At 71.2% G+C, this 20,911-nt stretch carries 21 protein-coding genes and 5 tRNA genes; 19 read left to right on the top strand and 7 right to left on the bottom strand.

The features are described from left to right. On the bottom strand, positions 1-2,267 hold a 2,267-nt coding region (locus tag AB0K92_RS09620; protein WP_365921030.1), incomplete at its 3' end, for a nitrate- and nitrite sensing domain-containing protein. 550 nt (positions 2,268-2,817) lie between these two features. Between AB0K92_RS09620 and AB0K92_RS09615 the strand changes: the two genes are divergently transcribed. From AB0K92_RS09615 to AB0K92_RS09575, 9 genes are all read left to right on the top strand, one after another. Next, positions 2,818-3,000 (top strand): hypothetical protein, encoded by a 183-nt coding sequence (locus AB0K92_RS09615; protein ID WP_365921046.1) that lies wholly within the window; start codon positions 2,818-2,820, stop codon positions 2,998-3,000. A 119-nt stretch (positions 3,001-3,119) separates the two neighbouring features. Beyond that, positions 3,120-3,905, top strand: a complete 786-nt coding sequence (locus AB0K92_RS09610; RefSeq protein WP_365921028.1) for a fumarylacetoacetate hydrolase family protein — start codon at positions 3,120-3,122, stop codon at positions 3,903-3,905. After that, the gene (gene gltX / locus AB0K92_RS09605; protein WP_365921026.1) at positions 3,898-5,382 is read left to right on the top strand and encodes a glutamate--tRNA ligase; all 1,485 of its coding nucleotides are present in this window, start codon (positions 3,898-3,900) and stop codon (positions 5,380-5,382) included. The genes AB0K92_RS09610 and gltX overlap by 8 nt, the downstream gene beginning before the upstream one ends. A gap of 339 nt (positions 5,383-5,721) precedes the next feature. Then, the gene (locus tag AB0K92_RS09600) at positions 5,722-6,453 is read left to right on the top strand and encodes an HAD family hydrolase (protein ID WP_365921024.1); all 732 of its coding nucleotides are present in this window, start codon (positions 5,722-5,724) and stop codon (positions 6,451-6,453) included. A 92-nt stretch (positions 6,454-6,545) separates the two neighbouring features. Further along, positions 6,546-6,617, top strand: a tRNA-Gln gene (locus tag AB0K92_RS09595). A gap of 41 nt (positions 6,618-6,658) precedes the next feature. Then, positions 6,659-6,731: transfer RNA gene (locus tag AB0K92_RS09590), tRNA-Glu, on the top strand. 29 nt (positions 6,732-6,760) lie between these two features. Next, positions 6,761-6,833, top strand: a tRNA-Glu gene (locus AB0K92_RS09585). Positions 6,834-6,853: 20 nt separating this feature from the next. Further along, positions 6,854-6,925, top strand: a tRNA-Gln gene (locus AB0K92_RS09580). Positions 6,926-6,953: 28 nt separating this feature from the next. Beyond that, positions 6,954-7,026 (top strand) — tRNA-Glu (locus tag AB0K92_RS09575). Positions 7,027-7,185: 159 nt separating this feature from the next. On the opposite strand, the gene ndgR is transcribed toward AB0K92_RS09575, so the two are convergent. Next, complete coding sequence (ndgR, locus tag AB0K92_RS09570) at positions 7,186-7,902, bottom strand: IclR family transcriptional regulator NdgR (protein WP_026278050.1); 717 nt, start codon at positions 7,900-7,902, stop codon at positions 7,186-7,188. 198 nt (positions 7,903-8,100) lie between these two features. On the opposite strand from ndgR, the gene leuC reads away from it, so the two are divergent. The 4 genes from leuC to AB0K92_RS09550 all read left to right on the top strand — a co-directional run bounded on the left by leuC (position 8,101) and on the right by AB0K92_RS09550 (position 11,460). Next, on the top strand, positions 8,101-9,537 hold the full coding sequence (leuC, locus tag AB0K92_RS09565) for a 3-isopropylmalate dehydratase large subunit (protein WP_365921022.1): 1,437 nt from the start codon (positions 8,101-8,103) through the stop codon (positions 9,535-9,537). A gap of 6 nt (positions 9,538-9,543) precedes the next feature. Continuing rightward, a complete protein-coding gene (gene leuD / locus AB0K92_RS09560; protein WP_166002473.1) occupies positions 9,544-10,137 on the top strand; it encodes a 3-isopropylmalate dehydratase small subunit in 594 nt (197 codons plus the stop codon). A 277-nt stretch (positions 10,138-10,414) separates the two neighbouring features. Next, complete coding sequence (locus tag AB0K92_RS09555) at positions 10,415-10,645, top strand: hypothetical protein (protein ID WP_166002474.1); 231 nt, start codon at positions 10,415-10,417, stop codon at positions 10,643-10,645. Positions 10,646-10,782: 137 nt separating this feature from the next. Next, on the top strand, positions 10,783-11,460 hold the full coding sequence (locus AB0K92_RS09550; protein ID WP_365921019.1) for an HU family DNA-binding protein: 678 nt from the start codon (positions 10,783-10,785) through the stop codon (positions 11,458-11,460). A gap of 84 nt (positions 11,461-11,544) precedes the next feature. On the opposite strand, the gene AB0K92_RS09545 is transcribed toward AB0K92_RS09550, so the two are convergent. Together AB0K92_RS09545 and cofC are read right to left on the bottom strand one after the other, a co-directional pair. Beyond that, on the bottom strand, positions 11,545-11,748 hold the full coding sequence (locus AB0K92_RS09545; RefSeq protein WP_365921017.1) for a hypothetical protein: 204 nt from the start codon (positions 11,746-11,748) through the stop codon (positions 11,545-11,547). A 9-nt stretch (positions 11,749-11,757) separates the two neighbouring features. Continuing rightward, a complete protein-coding gene (gene cofC / locus AB0K92_RS09540; protein ID WP_365921015.1) occupies positions 11,758-12,396 on the bottom strand; it encodes a 2-phospho-L-lactate guanylyltransferase in 639 nt (212 codons plus the stop codon). A gap of 154 nt (positions 12,397-12,550) precedes the next feature. On the opposite strand from cofC, the gene AB0K92_RS09535 reads away from it, so the two are divergent. The 3 genes from AB0K92_RS09535 (at position 12,551) to AB0K92_RS09525 (ending at position 15,581) form a co-directional block, all read left to right on the top strand. After that, the gene (locus AB0K92_RS09535; protein WP_365921013.1) at positions 12,551-13,321 is read left to right on the top strand and encodes a lysophospholipid acyltransferase family protein; all 771 of its coding nucleotides are present in this window, start codon (positions 12,551-12,553) and stop codon (positions 13,319-13,321) included. Continuing rightward, complete coding sequence (locus AB0K92_RS09530; RefSeq protein ID WP_365921011.1) at positions 13,318-14,328, top strand: NAD(P)H-dependent glycerol-3-phosphate dehydrogenase; 1,011 nt, start codon at positions 13,318-13,320, stop codon at positions 14,326-14,328. Before AB0K92_RS09535 ends, AB0K92_RS09530 begins: the two co-directional genes overlap by 4 nt. A 92-nt stretch (positions 14,329-14,420) precedes the next feature. After that, entirely contained in the window at positions 14,421-15,581 is a 1,161-nt protein-coding gene (locus AB0K92_RS09525) for a D-alanine--D-alanine ligase family protein (protein ID WP_365921010.1), read from the top strand. Between the two features lie 148 nt (positions 15,582-15,729). On the opposite strand, the gene AB0K92_RS09520 is transcribed toward AB0K92_RS09525, so the two are convergent. Together AB0K92_RS09520 and AB0K92_RS09515 are read right to left on the bottom strand one after the other, a co-directional pair. Beyond that, complete coding sequence (locus AB0K92_RS09520) at positions 15,730-16,227, bottom strand: DUF3515 domain-containing protein (RefSeq protein ID WP_365921008.1); 498 nt, start codon at positions 16,225-16,227, stop codon at positions 15,730-15,732. A gap of 20 nt (positions 16,228-16,247) precedes the next feature. After that, positions 16,248-16,481, bottom strand: coding sequence for an Lrp/AsnC ligand binding domain-containing protein (locus AB0K92_RS09515; RefSeq protein WP_166002482.1), 234 nt, complete (start codon positions 16,479-16,481; stop codon positions 16,248-16,250). Positions 16,482-16,709: 228 nt separating this feature from the next. On the opposite strand from AB0K92_RS09515, the gene AB0K92_RS09510 reads away from it, so the two are divergent. Both AB0K92_RS09510 and thiD read left to right on the top strand, forming a co-directional pair. Further along, positions 16,710-17,675 (top strand): thiamine-phosphate kinase, encoded by a 966-nt coding sequence (locus tag AB0K92_RS09510; protein WP_365921006.1) that lies wholly within the window; start codon positions 16,710-16,712, stop codon positions 17,673-17,675. After that, positions 17,672-18,490: a bifunctional hydroxymethylpyrimidine kinase/phosphomethylpyrimidine kinase gene (thiD, locus tag AB0K92_RS09505; protein ID WP_365921004.1), complete on the top strand. Its 819-nt coding sequence runs from the start codon at positions 17,672-17,674 to the stop codon at positions 18,488-18,490. Before AB0K92_RS09510 ends, thiD begins: the two co-directional genes overlap by 4 nt. A gap of 105 nt (positions 18,491-18,595) precedes the next feature. Here the strand turns inward: thiD and rpmB are convergent, their stop codons facing one another. Continuing rightward, positions 18,596-18,781, bottom strand: a complete 186-nt coding sequence (rpmB, locus tag AB0K92_RS09500) for a 50S ribosomal protein L28 (protein WP_003993230.1) — start codon at positions 18,779-18,781, stop codon at positions 18,596-18,598. A 265-nt stretch (positions 18,782-19,046) separates the two neighbouring features. Between rpmB and AB0K92_RS09495 the strand changes: the two genes are divergently transcribed. After that, a complete protein-coding gene (locus AB0K92_RS09495) occupies positions 19,047-20,864 on the top strand; it encodes a DAK2 domain-containing protein (RefSeq protein ID WP_365921002.1) in 1,818 nt (605 codons plus the stop codon). Positions 20,865-20,911 lie beyond the last annotated feature (47 nt).

Genomic DNA, 20,911 nt, shown 5'->3' with positions numbered 1-20,911 from the left:
CCGCCGAGGGCACCGCCGTTCTGGCGGCGGGCCGCGGCCGCGCCCGCGGCGGCCTGCGCCGCGGCCGGACCGCCGGAGATACCGGGGCCCTGGCCCTGCTTGGGCTGCGGCTTCTTGCCGCCCTGGGCGACGTCGACGGGCAGCATGACCAGCGCGGTCGTACCGCCGGAGTCCGACGGGCGCAGCTGGATGCGGATGCCGTGGCGCTGGGAGAGCCGGCCGACCACGAACAGACCCATGCGGCGGGAGACGGAGACGTCCACGGTGGGCGGCGAGGCGAGCCGCTCGTTGATCGCGGCCAGGTCCTCGGGGGACAGACCGATACCGGTGTCGTGGATCTCGATCAGCACCCGGCCGTCGGGCAGGGCGTGACCGGTGACCTTGACCTTGGTCTGCGGCGAGGAGAACGAGGTGGCGTTCTCCAGCAGCTCGGCGAGCAGGTGCACGAGGTCGTTGACGACCCGGCCGGCGACCTGCGTGGTCGGCACGGCGGCCAGCTCGATGCGCTCGTACTGCTCCACCTCGGACGCGGCGGCGCGCAGCACGTCGACCAGCGGGACCGGGCGGGTCCAGCGCCGGCCGGGCTCCTCGCCCGCGAGGACGAGGAGGTTCTCGCCGTTACGGCGCATACGCGTGGCGAGGTGGTCCAGCTTGAACAGGGAGGCCAGCTGGTCCGGGTCGGCCTCGCGGGACTCCAGTTCGGAGATCAGCGACAGCTGGCGCTGGATCAGACCCTGGGAGCGGCGCGAGAGGTTGGTGAACATCGCGTTGACGTTGCCCCGCAGCAGGGCCTGCTCGGCGGCGAGGCGGACCGCCTCGCGGTGCACGTCGTCGAAGGCCGCGGCCACCCGGCCGATCTCGTCGCGGGAGTGCACGCCGACCGACTCCACGGACGTGTCGACGTCCTGCGGGTCGGACTCGGACAGCTGCTTGACCAGCTCGGGCAGGCGCTCGGAGGCGACCTTGGTCGCGGTGTCCTCCAGGCGGCGCAGCGAGCGGATCATGGAGCGGGCCACCACGAACGCGCCGACCAGCGACACACCGAGCACGAGCAGGATCAGCGCACCGGAGATGATCGCTTCCTGCTCCGACTCGCTGCGCAGCTCGCGGGCCTTCTGCTCCATCTCCTCGAGCAGCGTGCGCTCGATCTTCTTCATCTGCTCGATCTTGGCCGAGCTGTCGTCCAGCCAGTCCTGGTACGAGCGCTTCTCCAGGCCCTCCAGGCCCTCGGGCCGGCCGAACGCGCGCGAGGCGTACAGATCGGTGGCCTCGATGGTGGCGTTGCCCTCTTCGATGGGCTCCAGCAGTTCGGCGGCGTTCTCGTCGCCGTAGATGCTCCGGAAGCTGCTGATGTCCGACTTCTGGCTCTGCAGCGCCGACTCGGCGTACAGGCGGTCGTTCGCGGAGAGGTTGCCGTAGGTGGTCTTGTTCGCGGGCAGGGCCGCGGCGAGGATCGCGCGCTGGACGGACGCGTACTCCTTGGCGGACGAGAAGGCCGCCAGGGCACGGGTGCGCTGGATCATCTCAGGGTTGCTGGTCGCCTCGGCCATGTCCTGCGACAGATCGAGCAGGTTCTCGATCAGCCGGTGGTAGGCCTCGACGGTCTGCATGTTGTTGTTCTTGGCCTCGTAGGCCGTGCTGCGGACCTTGTTCAGGGTCATCAGGTCGCGCGCCAGGCCGACGACGCTGTCGCGCACGCCCTGGAGGTTGCCGTCCCGGCTGGCGCTGTCGATCTCCTCGGAGGAGTCGAGGAAGTTCTTCAGCGCGCGGTCGGTCTTGTCCCGGTAGCCCTTGACGGTGATGGCGCTGGAGGTCGAGCCGTGGGCCAGCGGGCCGGCGGACTTGTCGCGCTCCTCCTGGAGCGCCGCGGCCAGCACGGTGGCCTGCTCGGTCATGTCCGTCAGCAGCTTCATGTTGTCGAGCTGCTGCATGTCCTCCATGGACTGGCTGATGCGCAGCGCGCCCAGCGAGGTGGCCGCGACCACGGGGAGGGTGAGCAGCGCGACCAGGCGGGTCGAGATCCGCCAGTTGCGCAGGGCTATTCGGGGGCCGGGGCCGGTCGGGCCCTGCGGGGGCTTCACGGCCGGCGCGGGGCTCGCCGGGCCGGCGGGCGCGGACGTGCCGGGCCGCCCGGAGCGCGTGCCGTCACCGGACGGGCCCTGGCCCTGGGCGTGCTGGGGCGAGGAGCTGCCGGCCATGGGGCCAGTCCCGCCGTGCGGCTCCGGCTCCGCCGAACCGCTGCCATCCCTCTTGAAACGTCCCTGCACTAGCGTCGCAACCTCTGGACCAGGCGTCCCTCCGCGAACGGAAGGACGGTGTCGGCGTCGTCGGGGACGCCCTGAATACGTCCCCGGGTGGTCGTGAGTGACCGGCGCTGGCTTCCCCCTTCTCGCCGCCACTCGGCGCTGTTCTCGCGCCCTTGTGCGCCGGCTCGTTCCTGCGGCGGTCCGTGGAATTCCAGCACAGTGCAGGATCTCCAACAAGGTCCGTTGGTCAGGCTGTGACCTCCGTGACAGCACGTGAGGACCGGGTCACGAGGTGTAGACCGGAGTCCCTCTTATAACGGACATTCCCCTACGAGTCGCCGAGGTGGGTGCGGTGTCCCAGTCGCCATGATCAGGAGCGGAATGGTCGCTTCAGATGGCTAATGTCCGTTTCGTGGGCATGAATCGCGAGGGAGATATGACCGATTTGGGCAAGAGTTCGTGAGCAAACTCACACGCAGATCATGAGCACTTCCGCCCTTTGACGGGAATCCGCATGTTTAGCCTGACGCTTTACAGGAGTCACCGTTCTGACAACGACCCAAGGACACCCGTGAAGACGACGATGTTCCACAAGATCGCCAACCCGCGGCGCACGACGCTGGCGCACCTGAAGGACGCCGACGAACTGCAGACCCCGGTGCAGCCGGAGCACCCCGTCGAGCTGCCGTCCCAGACGGCCAACCCCAAGCGTACGGTCCTCATGGAGATCCCGGCCGGCGCCGCAGCCGAGTAGATCCCCGCTCCACGGGTCGACCAGGGCGCCTCGCGCGGATTGCGCGAGGCGCCCTGCCTTTGCCGCGTTAGCCTGGAGCGTCAGACTCCCGCCGCCTAGGTCAAGGGGCAAAGCATCCCGTGCGCATCGCCAGGTTCTCCATCGACGGGAACGTCGCCTTCGGCGCGGTCGAGGGCGACAAGCCGGACGAGCTCGTCCTCGACATCATCAAGGGCATCCCGTTCGCGGACTTCGAGCTCTCCGGTACGAAGGTGCCGGTGAGCAAGGTCAGGCTGCTGCCGCCGGTGCTCCCCAACAAGGTCGTGGCCTTCGGCCGCAACTACGCGGAGCACGCGCGCGAGCTGGGCAACCAGGTCCCCGAGGCGCCCTTCGCCTTCTTCAAGCCGTCGACCTCGGTCATCGGCCCCGGTGACGACATCCAGTACCCCTCCTTCTCGGAGGAGCTCCACCACGAGGCCGAGCTGGCCGTGGTGATCGGCCGGATGTGCCGCGAGGTGCCGCGGGACCGCGTCAGGGACGTGATCTTCGGCTACACCTGCGCCAACGACATCACCGCCCGCGACGTGCAGCGGCGCGAGAAGCAGTGGGCACGGGCCAAGGGCTTCGACACCTCCTGCCCGCTGGGCCCCTGGGTGGAGACCGGACTGGACCTGGAGAAGGCCTCCGACCTGACCGTCCAGCTCACCGTCAACGGTGAACAGCGCCAGCTCGGCCGCACGAGCGAGATGATCCACTCCATCGAGGACCTGATCGTCAACATCTCCGAGGCGATGACCCTGCTCCCCGGCGACGTGATCCTCACCGGCACCCCAGCAGGGGTCGGCCCCCTGAACGTCGGCGACGAGGTCGCCGTCACCATCGAAGGCATCGGCACTCTCACCAACAAGGTTGTCAAGCGTGGCTAGCGCACCCGGCTCCCCCGTACGCGTCCGTTTCTGCCCCTCGCCCACCGGTAACCCGCATGTGGGCCTGGTCCGCACCGCCCTGTTCAACTGGGCGTTCGCCCGGCACCACGGCGGCACCCTGGTCTTCCGCATCGAGGACACCGACGCGGCCCGCGACTCGGAGGAGTCGTACCAGCAGCTCCTCGACTCGATGCGCTGGCTCGGCTTCGACTGGGACGAGGGCCCCGAGGTCGGCGGCCCCCACGCGCCGTACCGCCAGTCGCAGCGCATGGACATCTACCGGGACGTCGCGCAGAAGCTGCTCGACGGCGGCTACGCCTACCGCTGCTACTGCTCCCAGGAGGAGCTGGACACCCGCCGCGAGGCCGCCCGCGCCGCCGGCCGGCCGTCCGGCTACGACGGCCACTGCCGCGAGCTGACCGCCGCCCAGGTCGAGGAGTACCAGGCCCAGGGCCGCGAGCCGATCGTCCGCTTCCGGATGCCCGACGAGACGATCACCTTCACCGACCTGGTCCGCGGCGAGCTGACCTTCACCCCGGAGAACGTCCCGGACTACGGCATCGTCCGCGCCAACGGCGCCCCGCTGTACACCCTGGTCAACCCGGTCGACGACGCCCTCATGGGGATCACCCACGTCCTGCGCGGCGAGGACCTGCTCTCCTCCACCCCCCGCCAGATCGCCCTCTACAAGGCGCTCATCGAGCTGGGCATCGCCCAGGGCATCCCCGAGTTCGGCCACCTGCCGTACGTCATGGGCGAGGGCAACAAGAAGCTCTCCAAGCGGGACCCGCAGTCGTCGCTGAACCTGTACCGCGAGCGCGGCTTCCTCCCCGAGGGCCTGCTCAACTACCTCTCGCTGCTGGGCTGGTCGCTCTCGGCCGACCAGGACATCTTCACGATGGACGAGATGGTCGCCGCCTTCGACGTGCGGGACGTGAACCCGAACCCGGCCCGCTTCGACCTGAAGAAGTGCGAGGCGATCAACGGCGACCACATCCGCATGCTGGACGTGAAGGACTTCACGGAGCGCTGCCGCCCCTGGCTGAAGGCCCCCTTCGCCCCCTGGGCGCCGGAGGACTTCGACGAGGACCGCTGGCAGGCGATCGCGCCGCACGCCCAGACCCGCCTGAAGGTCCTGTCGGAGATCACCGACAACGTCGACTTCCTCTTCCTGCCCGAGCCGGTCTTCGACGAGCCGAGCTGGACCAAGGCGATGAAGGAGGGCTCCGACGCCCTCCTGCGCACGGCCCGCGAGAAGCTGGAGGGCGCCGACTGGACCTCCGCCGAGTCCCTGAAGGAGGCGGTCCTGGCCGCCGGCGAGGCCCACGGCCTCAAGCTCGGCAAGGCCCAGGCCCCGGTCCGCGTCGCCGTCACCGGCCGCACGGTCGGCCTGCCGCTCTTCGAGTCCCTGGAGATCCTGGGCAAGGAGAAGACCCTCGCCCGCATCGACGCGGCGCTGGCGAAGCTGGCCGCGTAAGGCCCACGCACGCGTGAAGGGGCGGTACCCGGCACTCCGGGTACCGCCCCTGTCACATCCCGGTCACTGAGCGTCGGCCTCGTCGACCAGATAGGCGCTCTCGTCGAAGATCTCCAGCACGACGATCACCATGACCGCCCCGGCCACCAGGGACTCCAGCACCATGCCGGGGGCGCACGTCCTTGTCCAACCGGGCCCGACGCTCCGCGGGCAGGGCGTCGTACGTCGCACGGGCCTCGACGGTGAAGTGGACGCGGTACTCGCTCATGGCCCCAGTGCGCCGGTGCGCCCTTCCTCGTATCCGCCCCGCGGACCCGCCCGCCGCGTTACCGTCGGCTCATGAGCATCCGTGCCGTGGTCTGGGACGTGGACGACACCCTCTTCGACTACTCGACCGCGGACCGTGAGGGCATCCGGGCCCACCTGGCGGCCGAGGGCCTGCTGGACCGCTTCGACGGACCCGGTGAGGCCCTCGCGTACTGGAAGGACGTCACGGAGCTGCACTGGGCCCGGTTCGCGGCGGGGGAGACCTCGTTCCAGGGTCAGCGGCGCGACCGGGTGCGGACGTTCCTGGGGCAGTCCCTGACGGACGCCGAGGCCGACGCCTGGTTCGAGCGTTATCTCGCTCACTACGAGGCCGCCTGGGCCCTCTTCCCCGACGTCCTGCCGGTCCTCGACGCGCTCGCCGCCAGCCACCGCCACGCGGTGCTGTCCAACTCCAGCCTCACCGTCCAGGACCGCAAGCTGCGCGCGCTCGGCGTCCACCACCGCTTCGAGACGATCCTGTGCGCCGCGGAGCTGGGCGTCTCCAAACCCCGGGCCCGTGCGTTCCTCGCCGCCTGCGAGGCGCTGTCGCTGCCTCCGCACCAGGTCGCGTACGTCGGCGACCACCCGGAGATCGACGGGCGGGGCGCCGCCGAGGCCGGGCTGCTGTCGGTCTGGATCGACCGCGCCGGCGGTTCCGCGACCGTGGTGGCTCCGCCCGGTCCGTACCGGATCGCGTCCCTCGCCGAACTCCCGGCGCTGCTCCGCGCGGATACCCGTTTTGGAGCCCCGTCCACCTTCGGGTAATGTTCTTCCTGCGCCGCCGGGGAGCGGGCCGAAAGGCCGGGAACCGGAGGAGCAAGCTAGAACAAAATCCCCGCACGGGGCTTGCGTTCCAGTGGCCTATGGTGTAATTGGCAGCACGACTGATTCTGGTTCAGTTAGTCTTGGTTCGAGTCCAGGTAGGCCAGCTCGCGGAGCTTCATCCGCACCCGTGGATCTGATCCACAAAGCCCCCGTTGTGTAGCGGCCTAGCACGCTGCCCTCTCAAGGCAGTAGCGCCGGTTCGAATCCGGTCGGGGGTACGGTGATCTCTTCCGAGATGATCGCTAGGGCCCCCGTTGTGTAGCGGCCTAGCACGCCGCCCTCTCAAGGCGGTAGCGCCGGTTCGAATCCGGTCGGGGGTACTGACTGGTCTAAACCACATTGGTCTATGGTGTAATTGGCAGCACGACTGATTCTGGTTCAGTTAGTCTTGGTTCGAGTCCAGGTAGACCAGCTCGGACCTGCGGAAACGCAGAGTCCACGCCCCCGTTGTGTAGCGGCCTAGCACGCCGCCCTCTCAAGGCGGTAGCGCCGGTTCGAATCCGGTCGGGGGTACGAGTCCAAGGGGCCTCCGCTTCGGCGGGGGCCCTTCGGCGTTCCCGGAGCCGTCCCTTGCCATCAACTGCGCGTACCGCGTCAGCACTTCGGCCGTGCGGTGGGGACCGGTCGGCCGCGGCGTCGAGGCCGGCCGGTCCCCCCCCTGGCGCGCGAGGGTCATCCCGAGCGGCGCAGGGCCTCCGACAGGCGGGCCGCGGCGTCGATGACCGCCTGGGCGTGCATACGGCCCGGGTGGCGGGTCAGGCGCTCGATCGGGCCGGAGACGGACACCGCGGCCACCACGCGGTTCGACGGGCCGCGTACGGGCGCGGAGACGGACGCGACGCCCGGCTCCCGCTCGCCGATCGACTGGGCCCAGCCGCGGCGCCGTACGCCCGACAGGGCCGTCGCCGTGAAGCGGGCGCCCTGCAGGCCCCGGTGCAGCCGCTCCGGCTCCTCCCAGGCCATGAGGATCTGCGCCGAGGAACCGGCCTTCATCGTCAGCGTCGAGCCCACCGGGACGGTGTCCCGCAGGCCGGACAGCCGCTCCGCCGCGGCGACGCAGATGCGCATGTCGCCCTGGCGGCGGTAGAGCTGCGCGCTCTCGCCCGTGACGTCCCGCAGGTGCGTGAGCACCGGGCCGGCCGTCGCGAGCAGGCGGTCCTCGCCGGCCGCCGCGGCCAGCTCCGCCAGGCGCGGGCCGAGGATGAACCGGCCCTGCATGTCACGCGCCACCATGCGGTGGTGTTCAAGGGCCACGGCCAGGCGGTGGGCCGTGGGTCGTGCCAGTCCGGTCGCCGCGACCAGACCCGCGAGGGTGGCCGGACCGGACTCCAGAGCGCTCAGGACGAGGGCCGCCTTGTCCAGAACGCCGACGCCGCTACTGTTGTCCATGCAACGATACTTGCGTCTCACTCTGTGAAACGCAAGTTCAATTTTCCGTGGAACACGCCACCCTGGATGTCACGAAGGCACAGCGGCCCGCACACATGACGGGCCTGGCGGCGGACGCCCGTATCCAGGGGCGCGGGCGCCGTCTCCTCACGGTCTCTAGTTGGGTCGGCGCACCTTTTGCCGGCCGGAGGGAAAGCGATGGGTAGGACACTCGCGGAGAAGGTCTGGGACGACCATGTCGTCCGGCGCGCCGAGGGGGAGCCCGACCTCCTCTACATCGATCTGCACCTGCTGCACGAGGTGACCAGCCCGCAGGCCTTCGACGGCCTCCGCAAGAGCGGGCGCACGGTGCGCCGCCTCGACCTCACCATCGCCACCGAGGATCACAACACCCCGACCCTCGACATCGACAAGCCCGTCGCCGACCCGGTCTCCCGCGCCCAGCTGGAGACCCTGCGCAAGAACGCCGCCGAGTTCGGCGTCCGGCTGCACCCGCTGGGCGACGTCGAGCAGGGCGTCGTGCACGTCGTCGGCCCGCAGCTGGGTCTGACCCAGCCCGGCATGACCGTCGTCTGCGGCGACTCGCACACCTCCACGCACGGTGCCTTCGGCGCGCTGGCGTTCGGCATCGGCACCTCGCAGGTCGAGCACGTGCTGGCCACCCAGACGCTGCCCATGGCCCGCCCGAAGACCATGGCGATCACGGTCGACGGGGACGGCGAGCTGCCCGAGGGCGTCACCGCCAAGGACCTGATCCTGGCGATCATCGCCAAGATCGGCACCGGCGGCGGCCAGGGCTACGTCCTGGAGTACCGCGGCTCCGCCATCGAGAAGCTCTCGATGGAGGCCCGGATGACCATCTGCAACATGTCGATCGAGGCCGGCGCCCGCGCGGGCATGATCGCCCCCGACGAGACCACCTTCGCCTACCTCAAGGGCCGCCCGCACGCCCCCGAGGGCGCCGACTGGGACGCCGCCGTCGCGTACTGGAAGACGCTGCGGACCGACGACGACGCGGAGTTCGACGCCGAGGTCGTCATCGACGCCGCCTCGCTGTCGCCGTTCGTCACCTGGGGCACCAACCCGGGCCAGGGCGCGCCGCTTTCCGCCGCCGTCCCCGACCCCGCTTCGTACGAGGACGCTTCGGAGCGCCTGGCCGCCGAAAAGGCCCTGGAGTACATGGGGTTGGAGGCCGGCCAGCCGCTGCGCTCGATCAAGGTGGACACCGTCTTCGTAGGTTCCTGCACCAACGGCCGCATCGAGGACCTGCGCGCCGCCGCGGACATCCTGCGCGGCCGCAAAATCGCCGACGGGGTACGGATGCTGGTCGTGCCGGGCTCCGCGCGGGTGGGTCTGCAGGCCGTCTCCGAGGGCCTGGACGTGGTCTTCAAGGAGGCCGGCGCCGAATGGCGGCACGCGGGCTGCTCGATGTGCCTCGGCATGAACCCGGACCAGCTGGCCCCCGGCGAGCGCTCCGCGTCCACCTCCAACCGCAACTTCGAGGGCAGGCAGGGCAAGGGCGGCCGTACTCATCTGGTGTCGCCGCAGGTCGCGGCCGCGACCGCGGTCCTGGGGCACCTGGCCTCCCCGGCCGACCTGTCCGACGTCGAGACCCGTACGCCCGCTGGAGTCTGATCAATCATGGAAGCATTCACCACGCACACCGGCCGGGCCGTCCCGCTGCGCCGCAGCAACGTCGACACCGACCAGATCATCCCCGCCCACTGGCTCAAGAAGGTCACGCGCGACGGGTTCGAGGACGGGCTGTTCGAGGCCTGGCGCAAGGACCCGGAGTTCGTGCTCAACCGGCCCGAGCGGCAGGGTGCCACGGTGCTGGTCGCCGGCCCCGACTTCGGCACCGGCTCCTCGCGTGAGCACGCGGTCTGGGCGCTGCAGAACTACGGCTTCAAGGCCGTCATCTCCTCGCGCTTCGCGGACATCTTCCGCGGCAACTCGCTGAAGAACGGTCTGCTCACGGTGGTCCTGGAGCAGAAGATCGTGGACGCGCTCTGGGAGCTGACCGAGGCGGACCCCGAGGCGGAGGTCACCGTCGACCTGGTCGCCCGCGAGGTGCGCGCGCAGGGCATCACCGCCGCCTTCGAGCTGGACGAGAACTCCCGCTGGCGGCTGCTGAACGGGCTGGACGACATCTCGATCACCCTGCGCAACGAGGAGGACATCGCGGCCTACGAGGCGAAGCGCCCCTCCTACAAGCCGCAGACGCTGAAGATCTGATCCCGGAGGGCCGCACCGGCCCGCCGCAAGGTCGAGTTTCGGCCACCCCAACACCCCGGCTGTACCCCCGATCGGCCCGATCGGGGGTACAGCCGTTTTCGCGTCCGCACGGCCCCCGGCGCCGCCCGTCTCTTCTTCAACTTCCCACGTTAAAGCGGTGATTGGCGGGGTAGGCGAGCGAAGGCGGCGCGGCGGCGGCGACCGCCCGGAGGGCCGTTTGAGGCGGCAGTTGCACCCCGAGCAGGCGACAACTCGCCCCAGATGGCACAATCTGTGCATGGAACACGACGGCCAACTCGAGCTCTATGCGGCAGTCGCGGACCGACTCAAGGAAGCGCACGCAAGGGTGCGCGCACTGCAAGTCCCGGAGGGCGTACGGGTGGCGCTGACCCGGAAGCTGCTGGTCATCACGGCCGCGGCCAAGCACGATCTCGCCGATGCGACAAGGCGTCTGGAGCGGTTCACGGCCGACCTCGACCAGGGGCGATTTCCCGAAGAGGACGGCTGAGCGCATCCGGGACCGTCGAGTCTGTTGCGGCACAAGGGTGATTAGCCCGTTTCGTGTTTGATTTGCGGTATATATCTGCCTAACGTGCGAAAAAGCTTGAACACTTTCGTTCTGGCGATGTCTCCGAAGGGGAAGACGTGAACAAGGCGCAGCTCGTAGAAGCGATTGCCGACAAGATGGGCGGCCGCCAGCAGGCCGCCGATGCCGTCGACCACGTACTGGACGCCATCGTCCGCGCGGTCGTCGCGGGTGAGCGGGTCTCGGTCACCGGCTTCGGTTCGTTCGAGAAGGTCGAGCGTCCGGCGCGTTACGCCCGTAACCCTCAGACGGGCGAGCGGGTTCGGGTCAAGAAGACCTCGGTTCCCCGTTTCCGTGCTGGTCAGGGCTTCAAGGACCTGGTCAGCGGCACGAAGAAGCTGCCGAAGGGTGACATCGCCGTCAAGAAGGCGCCCAAGGGCAGCCTGTCCGGCCCGCCCCCCACCATCGCCAAGTCGACCGGCAAGAAGGCCGCCGCCAAGAAGACGGCGGGCGCGGCCAAGACCACGGCGGCGAAGAAGACGACCACCGCCACCGCCAAGAAGACCACCGCCACGGCGAAGAAGACCACCGCCACCGCCGCGAAGAAGACCACGGCGAAGAAGGCCCCCGCCAAGAAGACCACGACGACCGCCAAGACCACCGCGGCGAAGACCACCACCGCCAAGAAGGCGACGGCCAAGAAGGCCCCGGCGAAGAAGGCGACGGCCAAGAAGGCCCCCGCCAAGAAGTCGACGGCGCGCAGCACCGCCAAGAAGACCACCGCCCGCAAGAAGTAAGGGCAGCCACCAGGGGCACTCACGCGCCGGGCCGGACTCCCCAGGGAGCCCGGCCCGCGGCGTGTCCGGGGGCGAAACCGCTGGTCAGAAGGTCTGCAACGTCACCAGCGTGATTGTCCGCGCGTCACCCTCGCCCGCGGTCTCGATCCGCACCCGCTGGCCGGGCCGCAGCAGCCGCAGCCCGCCCGCGTCGAACGCGGCGGCGTCGAAGGGGACGGGCGTGCCGTCGTCGAGCAGCACCTGGCCGCTGCGCGTCTCGGGGTCGTACGTGTATGCGGTCGCCTGCATGACGGCAGCCTACTGCCCGGGGATCAGCAGGCGCGCGGCCATCGCCGCCGTCCGGGGGCCCACGCCCAGGGCGAGGGCGGTGCGCAGATCGGCGCCGGTGTCCACGTCCTGCCGCACCGAATCCACTCCCGCGAGATCCAGCTCCACCGCGCCGGACGCCCGGTGACGGGCCCGGGAATCCTCCCCGAACGCCGGCCGCAATTCCCGTCCGGGACCGGCGGCCAGCAACGTCGTCCCGATTTCCGCGGCATCCGGGAGAAAAGCGCGCGGAAATTGCGCCGCCGCATTCAGGACCCGGGCCAATTCCGCCGGACGCAGCGCGGGAAGATCGGCGTTCAGGGCCGCCACCGCGCTGTCGGGGCGGGAAGAGCGCACGGCCGCCGCCGCGTGCGCCAGTGCGGCGTTCAGACCGCCCCCCGGCTCGTCCCGCACGATCCGGGCCCCCAGCGCGGCCAGCTCCCGCCCCGCCAGGGCGTCGTCCGTGACGACGGCCACATCGCGCACCGCCGGGCAAGCCGCCGCCGCGGCCACCGTGTCCTGTGCGAACGCCAGGGCCAGACCCGGGCGCAGCCCGTCGGCCGCGGTGTCCGCGAGCCTGCTCTTCGCCCGCGCCAAGGGCTTCAGGGGGATCACCAAGGTCCACTGCACGAGCGCTGCGCCCCTTCCTTGTCGCGGACATTGTCCCCCGGCGCATCTGGCGGCCCGGCCCTCGGGGCGTACGGTGTTCTCGACAGACCGACGGCCCGGGGCGACACTTGTGCGGCCCCCGGGCCTGGTGGCAGCCCTAGAGGAAGGTGTCCGCGTGCCCCGCCGCAGAATCGGCTTCTGGTACCGCTTCGCCGCGGTGATCTGCAAACCACCGCTGGTGGTTCTGCTCAAGCGGGACTGGCGAGGAATGGAGAACATTCCGGCCGAGGGCGGATTTATCACCGTGGTGAACCACAATTCCCACGTCGACCCCTTCGCGTACGCACACTTCCAGTACAACACCGGACGGGTGCCGCGTTTCCTGGCGAAGAGCGGGCTTTTCAAGAAGGGATTCGTCGGCGCCGCGATGCGCGGCACCGGCCAGATCCCCGTCTACCGGGAGTCCACCGACGCGCTCAGCGCCTTCCGGGCCGCCATCGACGCCGTCGAGCGCGGCGAGTGCGTCGCCTTCTACCCCGAGGGCACCCTCACCCGCGACCCGGACGGCTGGCCCATGACCGGTAAGACCGGCGCCGCGCGGGTCGCCCTGCGCACCAAGTGCCCGGTCATCCCGGTCGCCCAGTGGGGCTGCAACGAACTGCTCCCGCCGTACGCCAAGAAGCCGAACCTGTTCCCGCGCAAGACCAGCCACGTGCTCGCCGGTCCGCCCGTGGACCTGTCACGGTTCTACGACAAGGAGATGACCGCGGACGTCCTGAAGGAGGCGACCGAGGTCATCATGGCGGCGATCACCCGCCAGCTGGAGGAGATCCGCGGCGAGAAGGCGCCCGACACCCCGTACGACCCGAAGCGCGAGCGCATCGAGCAGCGGCGTCGCACCCATGCGCAGACGCGGGGCAAGCAGGCAGAAGGGCAGAGCAAGTGAGCAAGCCGGTCAAGGCGGCGGTCTTCAGCGCCGGTTCGTGGGGCACGGCCTTCGGCATGGTGCTCGCCGACGCGGGCTGCGAGGTCGTGCTGTGGGCGCGCCGCGAGGAGGTCGCCGAGGCGATCAACTCGACCCGGTCCAACCCCGACTACTTCCCCGGCGTCGAGCTGCCGGAGAACTTGCGGGCCACCACCGATCCCGCCGAGGCCGCGGCCGGCGCCGGCTTCACGGTGCTGTCCGTGCCGTCCCAGACGCTGCGCTCCAACCTCTCCGAGTGGACGCCGCTGCTGGCCCCGGACACCGTGCTGGTCTCCCTGATGAAGGGCATCGAACTCGGCACCGCCATGCGGATGAGCGAGGTCATCGACGACGTCGCCAAGGTCGGCCAGGACCGGATCGCCGTGGTCACCGGCCCCAACCTGGCCCGCGAGATCGCCGCCCGGATGCCGGCCGCCTCCGTGGTCGCCTGCACCGACGAGGCCGTCGCCCAGCGGCTCCAGGCCGCCTGCCACACGCCGTACTTCCGCCCGTACACCAACACCGACGTCGTCGGCTGCGAACTCGGCGGCGCGGTGAAGAACGTGATCGGGCTCGCCGTCGGCATCGCGGACGGCATGGGCCTCGGCGACAACGCCAAGGGCTCGCTCATCACCCGCGGCCTCGCCGAGACCACCCGGCTCGGGCTGGCCATGGGCGCCGACCCGCTGACCTTCTCCGGACTCGCCGGACTCGGCGACCTGGTGGCGACCTGCTCCTCGCCGCTGTCCCGCAACCACACGTTCGGCACCAACCTCGGCAAGGGCATGACCCTGGACGAGACCATCGCGGTCACCAAGCAGACCGCCGAGGGCGTCAAGTCCTGCCAGTCCGTGCTGGATCTGGGCCGCCGGCACGGCGTCGACATGCCCATCACCGAGACGGTCGTCGGCATCGTGCACGAGGGCAAGCCGCCGGTGGTCGCCCTCAAGGAGTTGATGTCGCGCAGCGCGAAGCCCGAGCGACGCTGAGCGAACGCCGCGCTGCCCGCTCGACACCGCCGCGCCGCGTTGGCGGGTGCACGCTGACTCCGGGCTCTGCCAACGGGTACTCTCATCGCGATATGAGCACCGAGAACCTCCCCCAGAGCCCCGAGCAGCAGCCGGCCCGCAAGCCGCGGGTGGCCGTGGTGTGCGGCGGGCGCAGCTCCGAACACGGGATCTCCGTGGTCACCGCCGGCGCCGTCCTGAAGGCCATCGACCGGACCAAGTACGAGGTCCTGCCGATCGGCATCACCCGCGACGGGCGCTGGGCGCTCACCGCCGACGAGCCGGAGCGGATGGCGATCACCGACCGCCGTACGCCCACCGTCGAGGACCTCACCGAGTCCGGCGAGGGCGGTGTGGTGCTCCCGGTCGACCCGGGCAACCGCGAAGTCGTCTACACCGAGCCGGGGTCCGTGCCGAAGGCGCTGGGCGAGGTCGACGTGGTCTTCCCGGTGCTGCACGGCCCGTACGGCGAGGACGGCACCCTGCAAGGGCTGCTGGAGCTGTCCGGTGTGCCGTACGTGGGCTCGGGTGTGCTCTCCTCGGCCGTCGGCCAGGACAAGGAGTACATGAAGCGGGTGTTCGAGTCGTTCGGGCTCGCGGTGGGCCCGTACCTGGTGATCCGGCCGCGCGAGTGGGAGCGGGACGCCTCCGCCGCCCGCAAGCGGATCGTCGACTTCGCCGGCGAGCACGGCTGGCCGCTGTTCGTGAAGCCCGCGCGGGCGGGCTCGTCGATCGGCATCACCAAGGTCGACGACCTCTCCGGCCTCGACGAGGCGATCGAGGAGGCGCAGCGGCACGACCCGAAGATTCTGGTCGAGGCCGCGGTGCGCGGCCGGGAGATCGAATGCGGCGTCCTGGAGTTCGAGGACGGCCCGCGCGCCTCGGTGCCCGCCGAGATCCCGCCGCCGGACGCGCACGCGTACTACGACTTCGAGGCCAAGTACATCGACTCCACGCCCGGTATCGTTCCCGCCCCGCTCACCGAGGAGCAGACCGCCGAGGTCCAGCGGCTCGCCGTGCGGGCCTTCGACGCGGCCTCCTGCGAGGGCCTGGTCCGCGCGGACTTCTTCCTCACCGAGGACGGCGAGTTCGTGATCAACGAGATCAACACGATGCCCGGCTTCACGCCCATCTCGATGTACCCGCAGATGTGGCAGGCGAGCGGCATCGGCTACGCGGAGCTGGTGGACCGGCTGATCCAGGCGGCCCTGCGCAGGCCGACCGGCCTGCGCTGACCGCGGCGGGGGACGCGGGGCCGGAGCGACGTACGGCCCCGCCGCGCACCGCACCCGGCACGGAACAGCACCCGCCGCGCAGCGCACCCGGCACGGAACAGCACCCGGCACCGAACCGGCCGGCACCGAACCGGCCGGCCGGCGGCCGCTAGTCGGCGATCCCTTGCGGAATCGCCGACTTCACGGCCGGTGCCAGATCGATCAGCACCGCCGAGCTGTCCACGTCCCCGGCCACGCTCACCTCGACGTACGCCTTCCGGTTCGCGGTGGTGAACCGGAACCCCCCGTCCGTCTTCTCCTGGAGCCAGTCGACCCCGTTCACCCCGCCGGGGACGGCATCCGCGTCCCGCCCCTCCGCGACCTTCGGGTCGAGCATCTTCGGGGGCCGCGGCACCCCGCAGCGCAGTATGATCTCCGGGCTTCCCCAGCCCGCGGTCAGCGTGGACCGCGGCTTCGGGTCCTCGCGGCTCAGACCGGCCACCTTCCGCGGCAGCGCCTCGTCCAGCTTCCGGCACAGCCCGGTCACCGCTGCGTCCGGGCTGGGAACCGTCGCCGACGCGCTGTCGTCTGCTGAGGAGCAGCCCGCGGCGGTGATCAGCAGGGCGAGCGCGGACAGGCCGAACGGCCGGTGACGGAAGATGTGCACCGGCCAAGGGTAGACGGGGGCTACAGATGGACCACCGGGCAGGTCAGGGTGCGCGTGATGCCTTCCACCTGCTGGACCTTGGCGACCACCATGCGACCGAGGTCGTCGACCGTGTCGGCCTGCGCCCGCACGATGACGTCGTACGGTCCGGTGACGTCCTCGGCCTGGACGACTCCAGGGATCTTGCTGATCGACTCGGCGACGGTCGACGCCTTGCCGACCTCCGTCTGGATCAGGATGTACGCCTGTACCACGGAACCTCCAGGGCGGCCACGAGGATCATGTGGGGAAAAGGAACGCCACGGTATCGCGTCGCCGCACGCCGCGGGGAGACCTGCGGGAACCGGGGTCCGCGTGCCGGGGGGGCCGGGATGACGGAAGTTGACGCCGAGGGGGACCGCGCCGACGGTCACTTCGACCGTATCGAGGACACTGTTGACGCGCGACCGGGCATGCACGAGGACAGAAGGGGCGAAAGGGCAATGAAGGGCACTGTTGGTGAGCTCGGGGAGTTCGGGCTCATCAGGGAGCTCACCTCCCGTCTCACCACCACCCCGGCGGTGCGGGTCGGCCCCGGCGACGACGCCGCGGTGGTCGCCGCACCCGACCGCAGGGTCGTGGCCAGCACCGACATCCTCGTGGAGGGCCGGCACTTCCGCCGCGACTGGTCCACGGCGTACGACGTCGGCCGCAAGGCCGCCGCGCAGAACCTCGCGGACATCGCCGCCATGGGTGCCGTGCCGACCGCGCTGCTGCTCGGCCTGGTCGTGCCGGCCGAACTGCCGGTGACCTGGCCCAGCGAGCTGATGGACGGCCTGCGCGACGAATGCCAGGTCGCGGGCGCCGCGGTGGTCGGCGGAGACGTCGTACGCGGCGAGACCATCACCGTGTCGATCACCGCGCTCGGCGATCTGCGCAACCAGGAGCCGGTGACCCGGGGCGGCGCCCAGCCCGGCGACCTGGTCGCGGTGACCGGCTGGCTGGGCTGGTCCGCCGCCGGGTACGCGGTGCTCTCCCGCGGCTTCCGCTCGCCGCGCGCCTTCGTCGAGGCGCACCGGCGCCCCGAGCCGCCGTACCACGCGGGCCCGGCCGCCGCCGCGCTCGGCGCGACCGCGATGTGCGACGTCAGCGACGGACTGATCGCCGACCTGGGGCACATCGCGGAGGCCAGCAAGGTGCGCATCGACATCCGCTCCGGCGCGATCGACATCCCCTCCCAGATGAACGACATCGGGCAGGCGGTCGGCGTGGACCCGCTGCAGTGGGTGCTGACCGGGGGAGAGGACCACGCGATCGTCGCGACCTTCCCGCCGGACGTGAAGCTGCCCGCCCGCTGGAAGGTCATCGGCGAGGTGCAGAACCCCTCCGCGCTGCCGCAGGTGACGGTGGACGGGGCGCCCTGGACCAGTAAGGGCGGCTGGGACCACTTCGGGGACATGGAGTCATGACCGCGCCGCCCAGAGTGCTGACCGTGGCCGGCTCCGACTCCGGCGGCGGCGCCGGCGTCCAGGCCGACCTGAAGACGATGCTCGCGCTCGGCGTGCACGGCATGAGCGTGCTCACCGCGGTGACCGCGCAGAACTCGCTCGGTGTGCAGGGCGCGTGGGAACTGCCGGTGGAGGCGGTGCGGGCGCAGTACCGCAGTGTCGTGGACGACATCGGCGTACAGGCGGTCAAGACCGGCATGCTCGCCTCGGCGGAACTCGTCGAGACGGTCGCCGAACTGATCGCCGGGACGGACGCGCCGGCCGTCGTCGACCCCGTCGGCGTCTCCAAGCACGGCGACGCGCTGCTGGCGGCCTCCGCGCTGGAGTCCGTCCGGACCAGGCTGCTGCCGGCCGCGACCGTCGCGACCCCCAACCTCGACGAGGTGGCCCAGCTCACCGGCGTCCGGGTCGAGAGCGAGCGGCAGCTGCGGCAGGCCGCCGAGGCCGTCCTGGCGTACGGGCCGCGCTGGGTGGTGATCAAGGGCGGTCATCTGTCCGGGGAAGCGGTCGACCTGCTCACCGACGGCTCCGAGGAGCACTGGCTGCGCGCCCCCCGGCACGACAACCGCCACACCCACGGCACCGGCTGCACCCTCGCCTCGGCGATCGCCTCGCACCTCGCGCGCGGTCTCGCCGTACCGGAGGCGGTCGCGGCGGCCAAGGAGTACGTCACCGGCGCCATCGCGGCCGGGTTCGCCCTCGGCGGCGGGATCGGCCCGGTGGATCACGGGTGGGCCCTCTCGCGGGCGCGCGGGGACGCGCCTCCGAAGGCGTAGGTCACAGCGGTGCGCCCGCCCCGCGCGGGTACAGCAAAAAGCCGGTCCACCGAGTGGACCGGCTTTTTACAGCGAACCGGCAGTGGCCGCGCGCTCAGCTGAGCGTCAGCGCGAGACCTTGCCGGCCTTGATGCACGAGGTGCAAGCGTTCACGCGCTTCGGCGTCCCGCCGACCACGGTACGCACACGCTGGATGTTCGGGTTCCAGCGGCGGGACGTACGGCGGTGCGAGTGCGAGATGTTGTTGCCGAAGCCCGGCCCCTTGCCGCAGACGTCGCAGTTGGCAGCCACGGGTCACTCCAAAGACTTCAGATGCACTTACGGTTAATCCCGGCATGCCGGGATCGAGATCTTGGGCTCACTTCGAGCAGTCGATCTGAGTGGCGCTGCCAGGGGGAATGGCCCGATCAGGATCGGGCAACCGGAGCAGCATACAACGGCTGCACCCGTGGAACGAAACTACCATGGCTGCTCCGGGGCCCGCCCCGGCCCTCTTCCGGCGGCCACCGGCCCTGGGTCTACGCTGCGTCCAGTCCAGCAGCTCAGGGAGGCGCAGGTGGCGCAGGTGCCGCAGACATTCTTCGATGCTCTCGCGGTGCGCACCTGGTGCGGTCTCGCGCTCACGGCCCTCGGGCGGGCGCGCGAGGAGATCGACGCGATCAACGTGTACCCGGTGGCGGACGGCGACACGGGCACGAACCTGTATCTGACGGTGGAGTCGGCCGCCGCCGCGGTGGAGGCGGTGTTCGCCGGGCACGAGGCCGGAGCCGGGCGGCCGGAGCGGCCCTCGCTGGCGGAGGCGGTGCGCGCGATGGCGCACGGCGCGCTCATCGGGGCCCGCGGGAACTCCGGCACCATCCTCGCCCAGCTGCTGCGCGGCATGGCCCAGGTGCTCGCCGCCGCCGACGACACCCCGCACACCGACGGACCCGGCCTGCGGCTCGCCCTGCGCCGCGCCGCCGACTCCGCCCGCGAGGCCGTCGCCCGCCCCGTGGAGGGCACGGTGCTGACGGTCGCCGCGGCGGCGGCCGACGCGGCCGAGGCGGCCGGGGAGACCGGAGGGGACTGCGGTGCCGTCGCGCGGGCCGCCTACGACGGGGCGCGCACCGCCCTCGCCGCGACGCCGCGGCAGCTGCCCGTGCTGGAGCGCGCCGGGGTGGTCGACGCCGGCGGGCGGGGCCTCGTCGCGGTGCTCGGGGCGCTGGTGGAGACGTTCACGGGGGAGGCACCGCGCGGTGGGCCGGCCCCGCTGTCCGGGGTCCACGCGCGCGTGGGGGCCGCGGAAGGAGGGGAGGGCGGTGCGGGGGAGGTGCGGGTTCCTCCCGAGGGTGGTGCGGGGGCGGTGCCGGGGTGTGCCGAGGGTGGTGCGGGGGCGGTGCCGGGGTGTGCCGAGGGTGGTGCGGAGGCGGTGCCGGTCTGTGCCGAGGGCGCGGACATGGCGGAGGAGGACGGACCCGCCTTCGAGGTGATCTACCTCCTGGAGGCCGACGACACCGCCGTGGCCCGGCTGCGGCAGCGGCTGGACGCGCTCGGGGACTCCCTCGTCGTGGTCGGCGGCGACGGGCTGTGGAACGTCCATGTGCACGTGGATGACGCCGGCGCCGCCGTGGAGGCGGGTGTCGAGGCCGGGCGCCCGTACCGGATCCGCATTACCCACTTCGGCGTGGGCGACGTGCACACCGCGCGCGGGGAGCGGCCGCCCGCGCAGCGGACCCAGCGCGCGGTGGTGGCCGTCGTGCCCGGCGAGGGCCTGGCCGGGCTCTACGCCGACGCCGGCGCGACCACCGTGCTCGCCCGCCCCGGGGAGCCGCCCGCCAGCGGGGAACTGCTGCACGCCGTACGACGGGCCCACGCGCGCGAGGTGGTGCTGCTGCCCAACGACGCCGACCTGCGCCACACCGCCGCAGCGGCGGCCGAGCAGGCCCGCGCGGAGGGCATCCGCGCCGCCCTCATCCCCACCCGCTCCGCCGTCCAGGGCATCGCGGCCCTCGCGGTCCACGAGCCGGAGCGCCGCTTCGACGAGGACGTCGTCGCGATGACCTCGGCGGCGGGCGCCACCCGCTACGCCGAGGTCACCGTCGCCCTGGAGCAGTCCTGGACCACCGCGGGCATCTGCCAGGCCGGTGACGTCCTCGGGCTCATCGACGGCGACGTGGCCGTCATCGGCGCCGACGTCACCGCCACCGCCCGGACCGTCCTCGACCGCATGCTCGCGGCCGGCGGCGAGCTGGTCACCATCGTCCTGGGCGACGAGGCCCCGCAGTCGGTCGCCGACCGGCTGGAGGCCCGCGTCCGCGAGGCGTACCTCGCGGTGGACACGGTGGTGTACCGGGGCGGGCGGCAGGGGTCGCTCGTGCTGATCGGGGTGGAGTGAGCGCGGGGGCGGTCGGACACCGGGCCTTCGGACACTGGATTCTCGGA

Origin of the sequence: Streptomyces sp. NPDC052687 (assembly GCF_040678395.1) — a bacterium.
In the GTDB taxonomy this organism is placed as follows: Bacteria; Actinomycetota; Actinomycetes; order Streptomycetales; family Streptomycetaceae; genus Streptomyces.
Note: the sequence above shows the minus strand (reverse complement) of the source record. Positions and strands in the feature narration are given on the sequence as shown.

What these genes read in the sequence shown, in the direction of transcription:
- AB0K92_RS09600 (WP_365921024.1), top strand. Translation starts at nt 5,722, where the DNA reads ATGAGCATCCGTGCCGTGGTCTGGGACGTGGACGACACCCTCTTCGAC.
- ndgR (WP_026278050.1), bottom strand. Translation starts at nt 7,902, where the DNA reads ATGGACAACAGTAGCGGCGTCGGCGTTCTGGACAAGGCGGCCCTCGTC.
- leuC (WP_365921022.1), top strand. Translation starts at nt 8,101, where the DNA reads ATGGGTAGGACACTCGCGGAGAAGGTCTGGGACGACCATGTCGTCCGG.
- leuD (WP_166002473.1), top strand. Translation starts at nt 9,544, where the DNA reads ATGGAAGCATTCACCACGCACACCGGCCGGGCCGTCCCGCTGCGCCGC.
- AB0K92_RS09555 (WP_166002474.1), top strand. Translation starts at nt 10,415, where the DNA reads ATGGAACACGACGGCCAACTCGAGCTCTATGCGGCAGTCGCGGACCGA.
- AB0K92_RS09545 (WP_365921017.1), bottom strand. Translation starts at nt 11,748, where the DNA reads ATGCAGGCGACCGCATACACGTACGACCCCGAGACGCGCAGCGGCCAG.
- AB0K92_RS09525 (WP_365921010.1), top strand. Translation starts at nt 14,421, where the DNA reads ATGAGCACCGAGAACCTCCCCCAGAGCCCCGAGCAGCAGCCGGCCCGC.
- AB0K92_RS09510 (WP_365921006.1), top strand. Translation starts at nt 16,710, where the DNA reads ATGAAGGGCACTGTTGGTGAGCTCGGGGAGTTCGGGCTCATCAGGGAG.
- thiD (WP_365921004.1), top strand. Translation starts at nt 17,672, where the DNA reads ATGACCGCGCCGCCCAGAGTGCTGACCGTGGCCGGCTCCGACTCCGGC.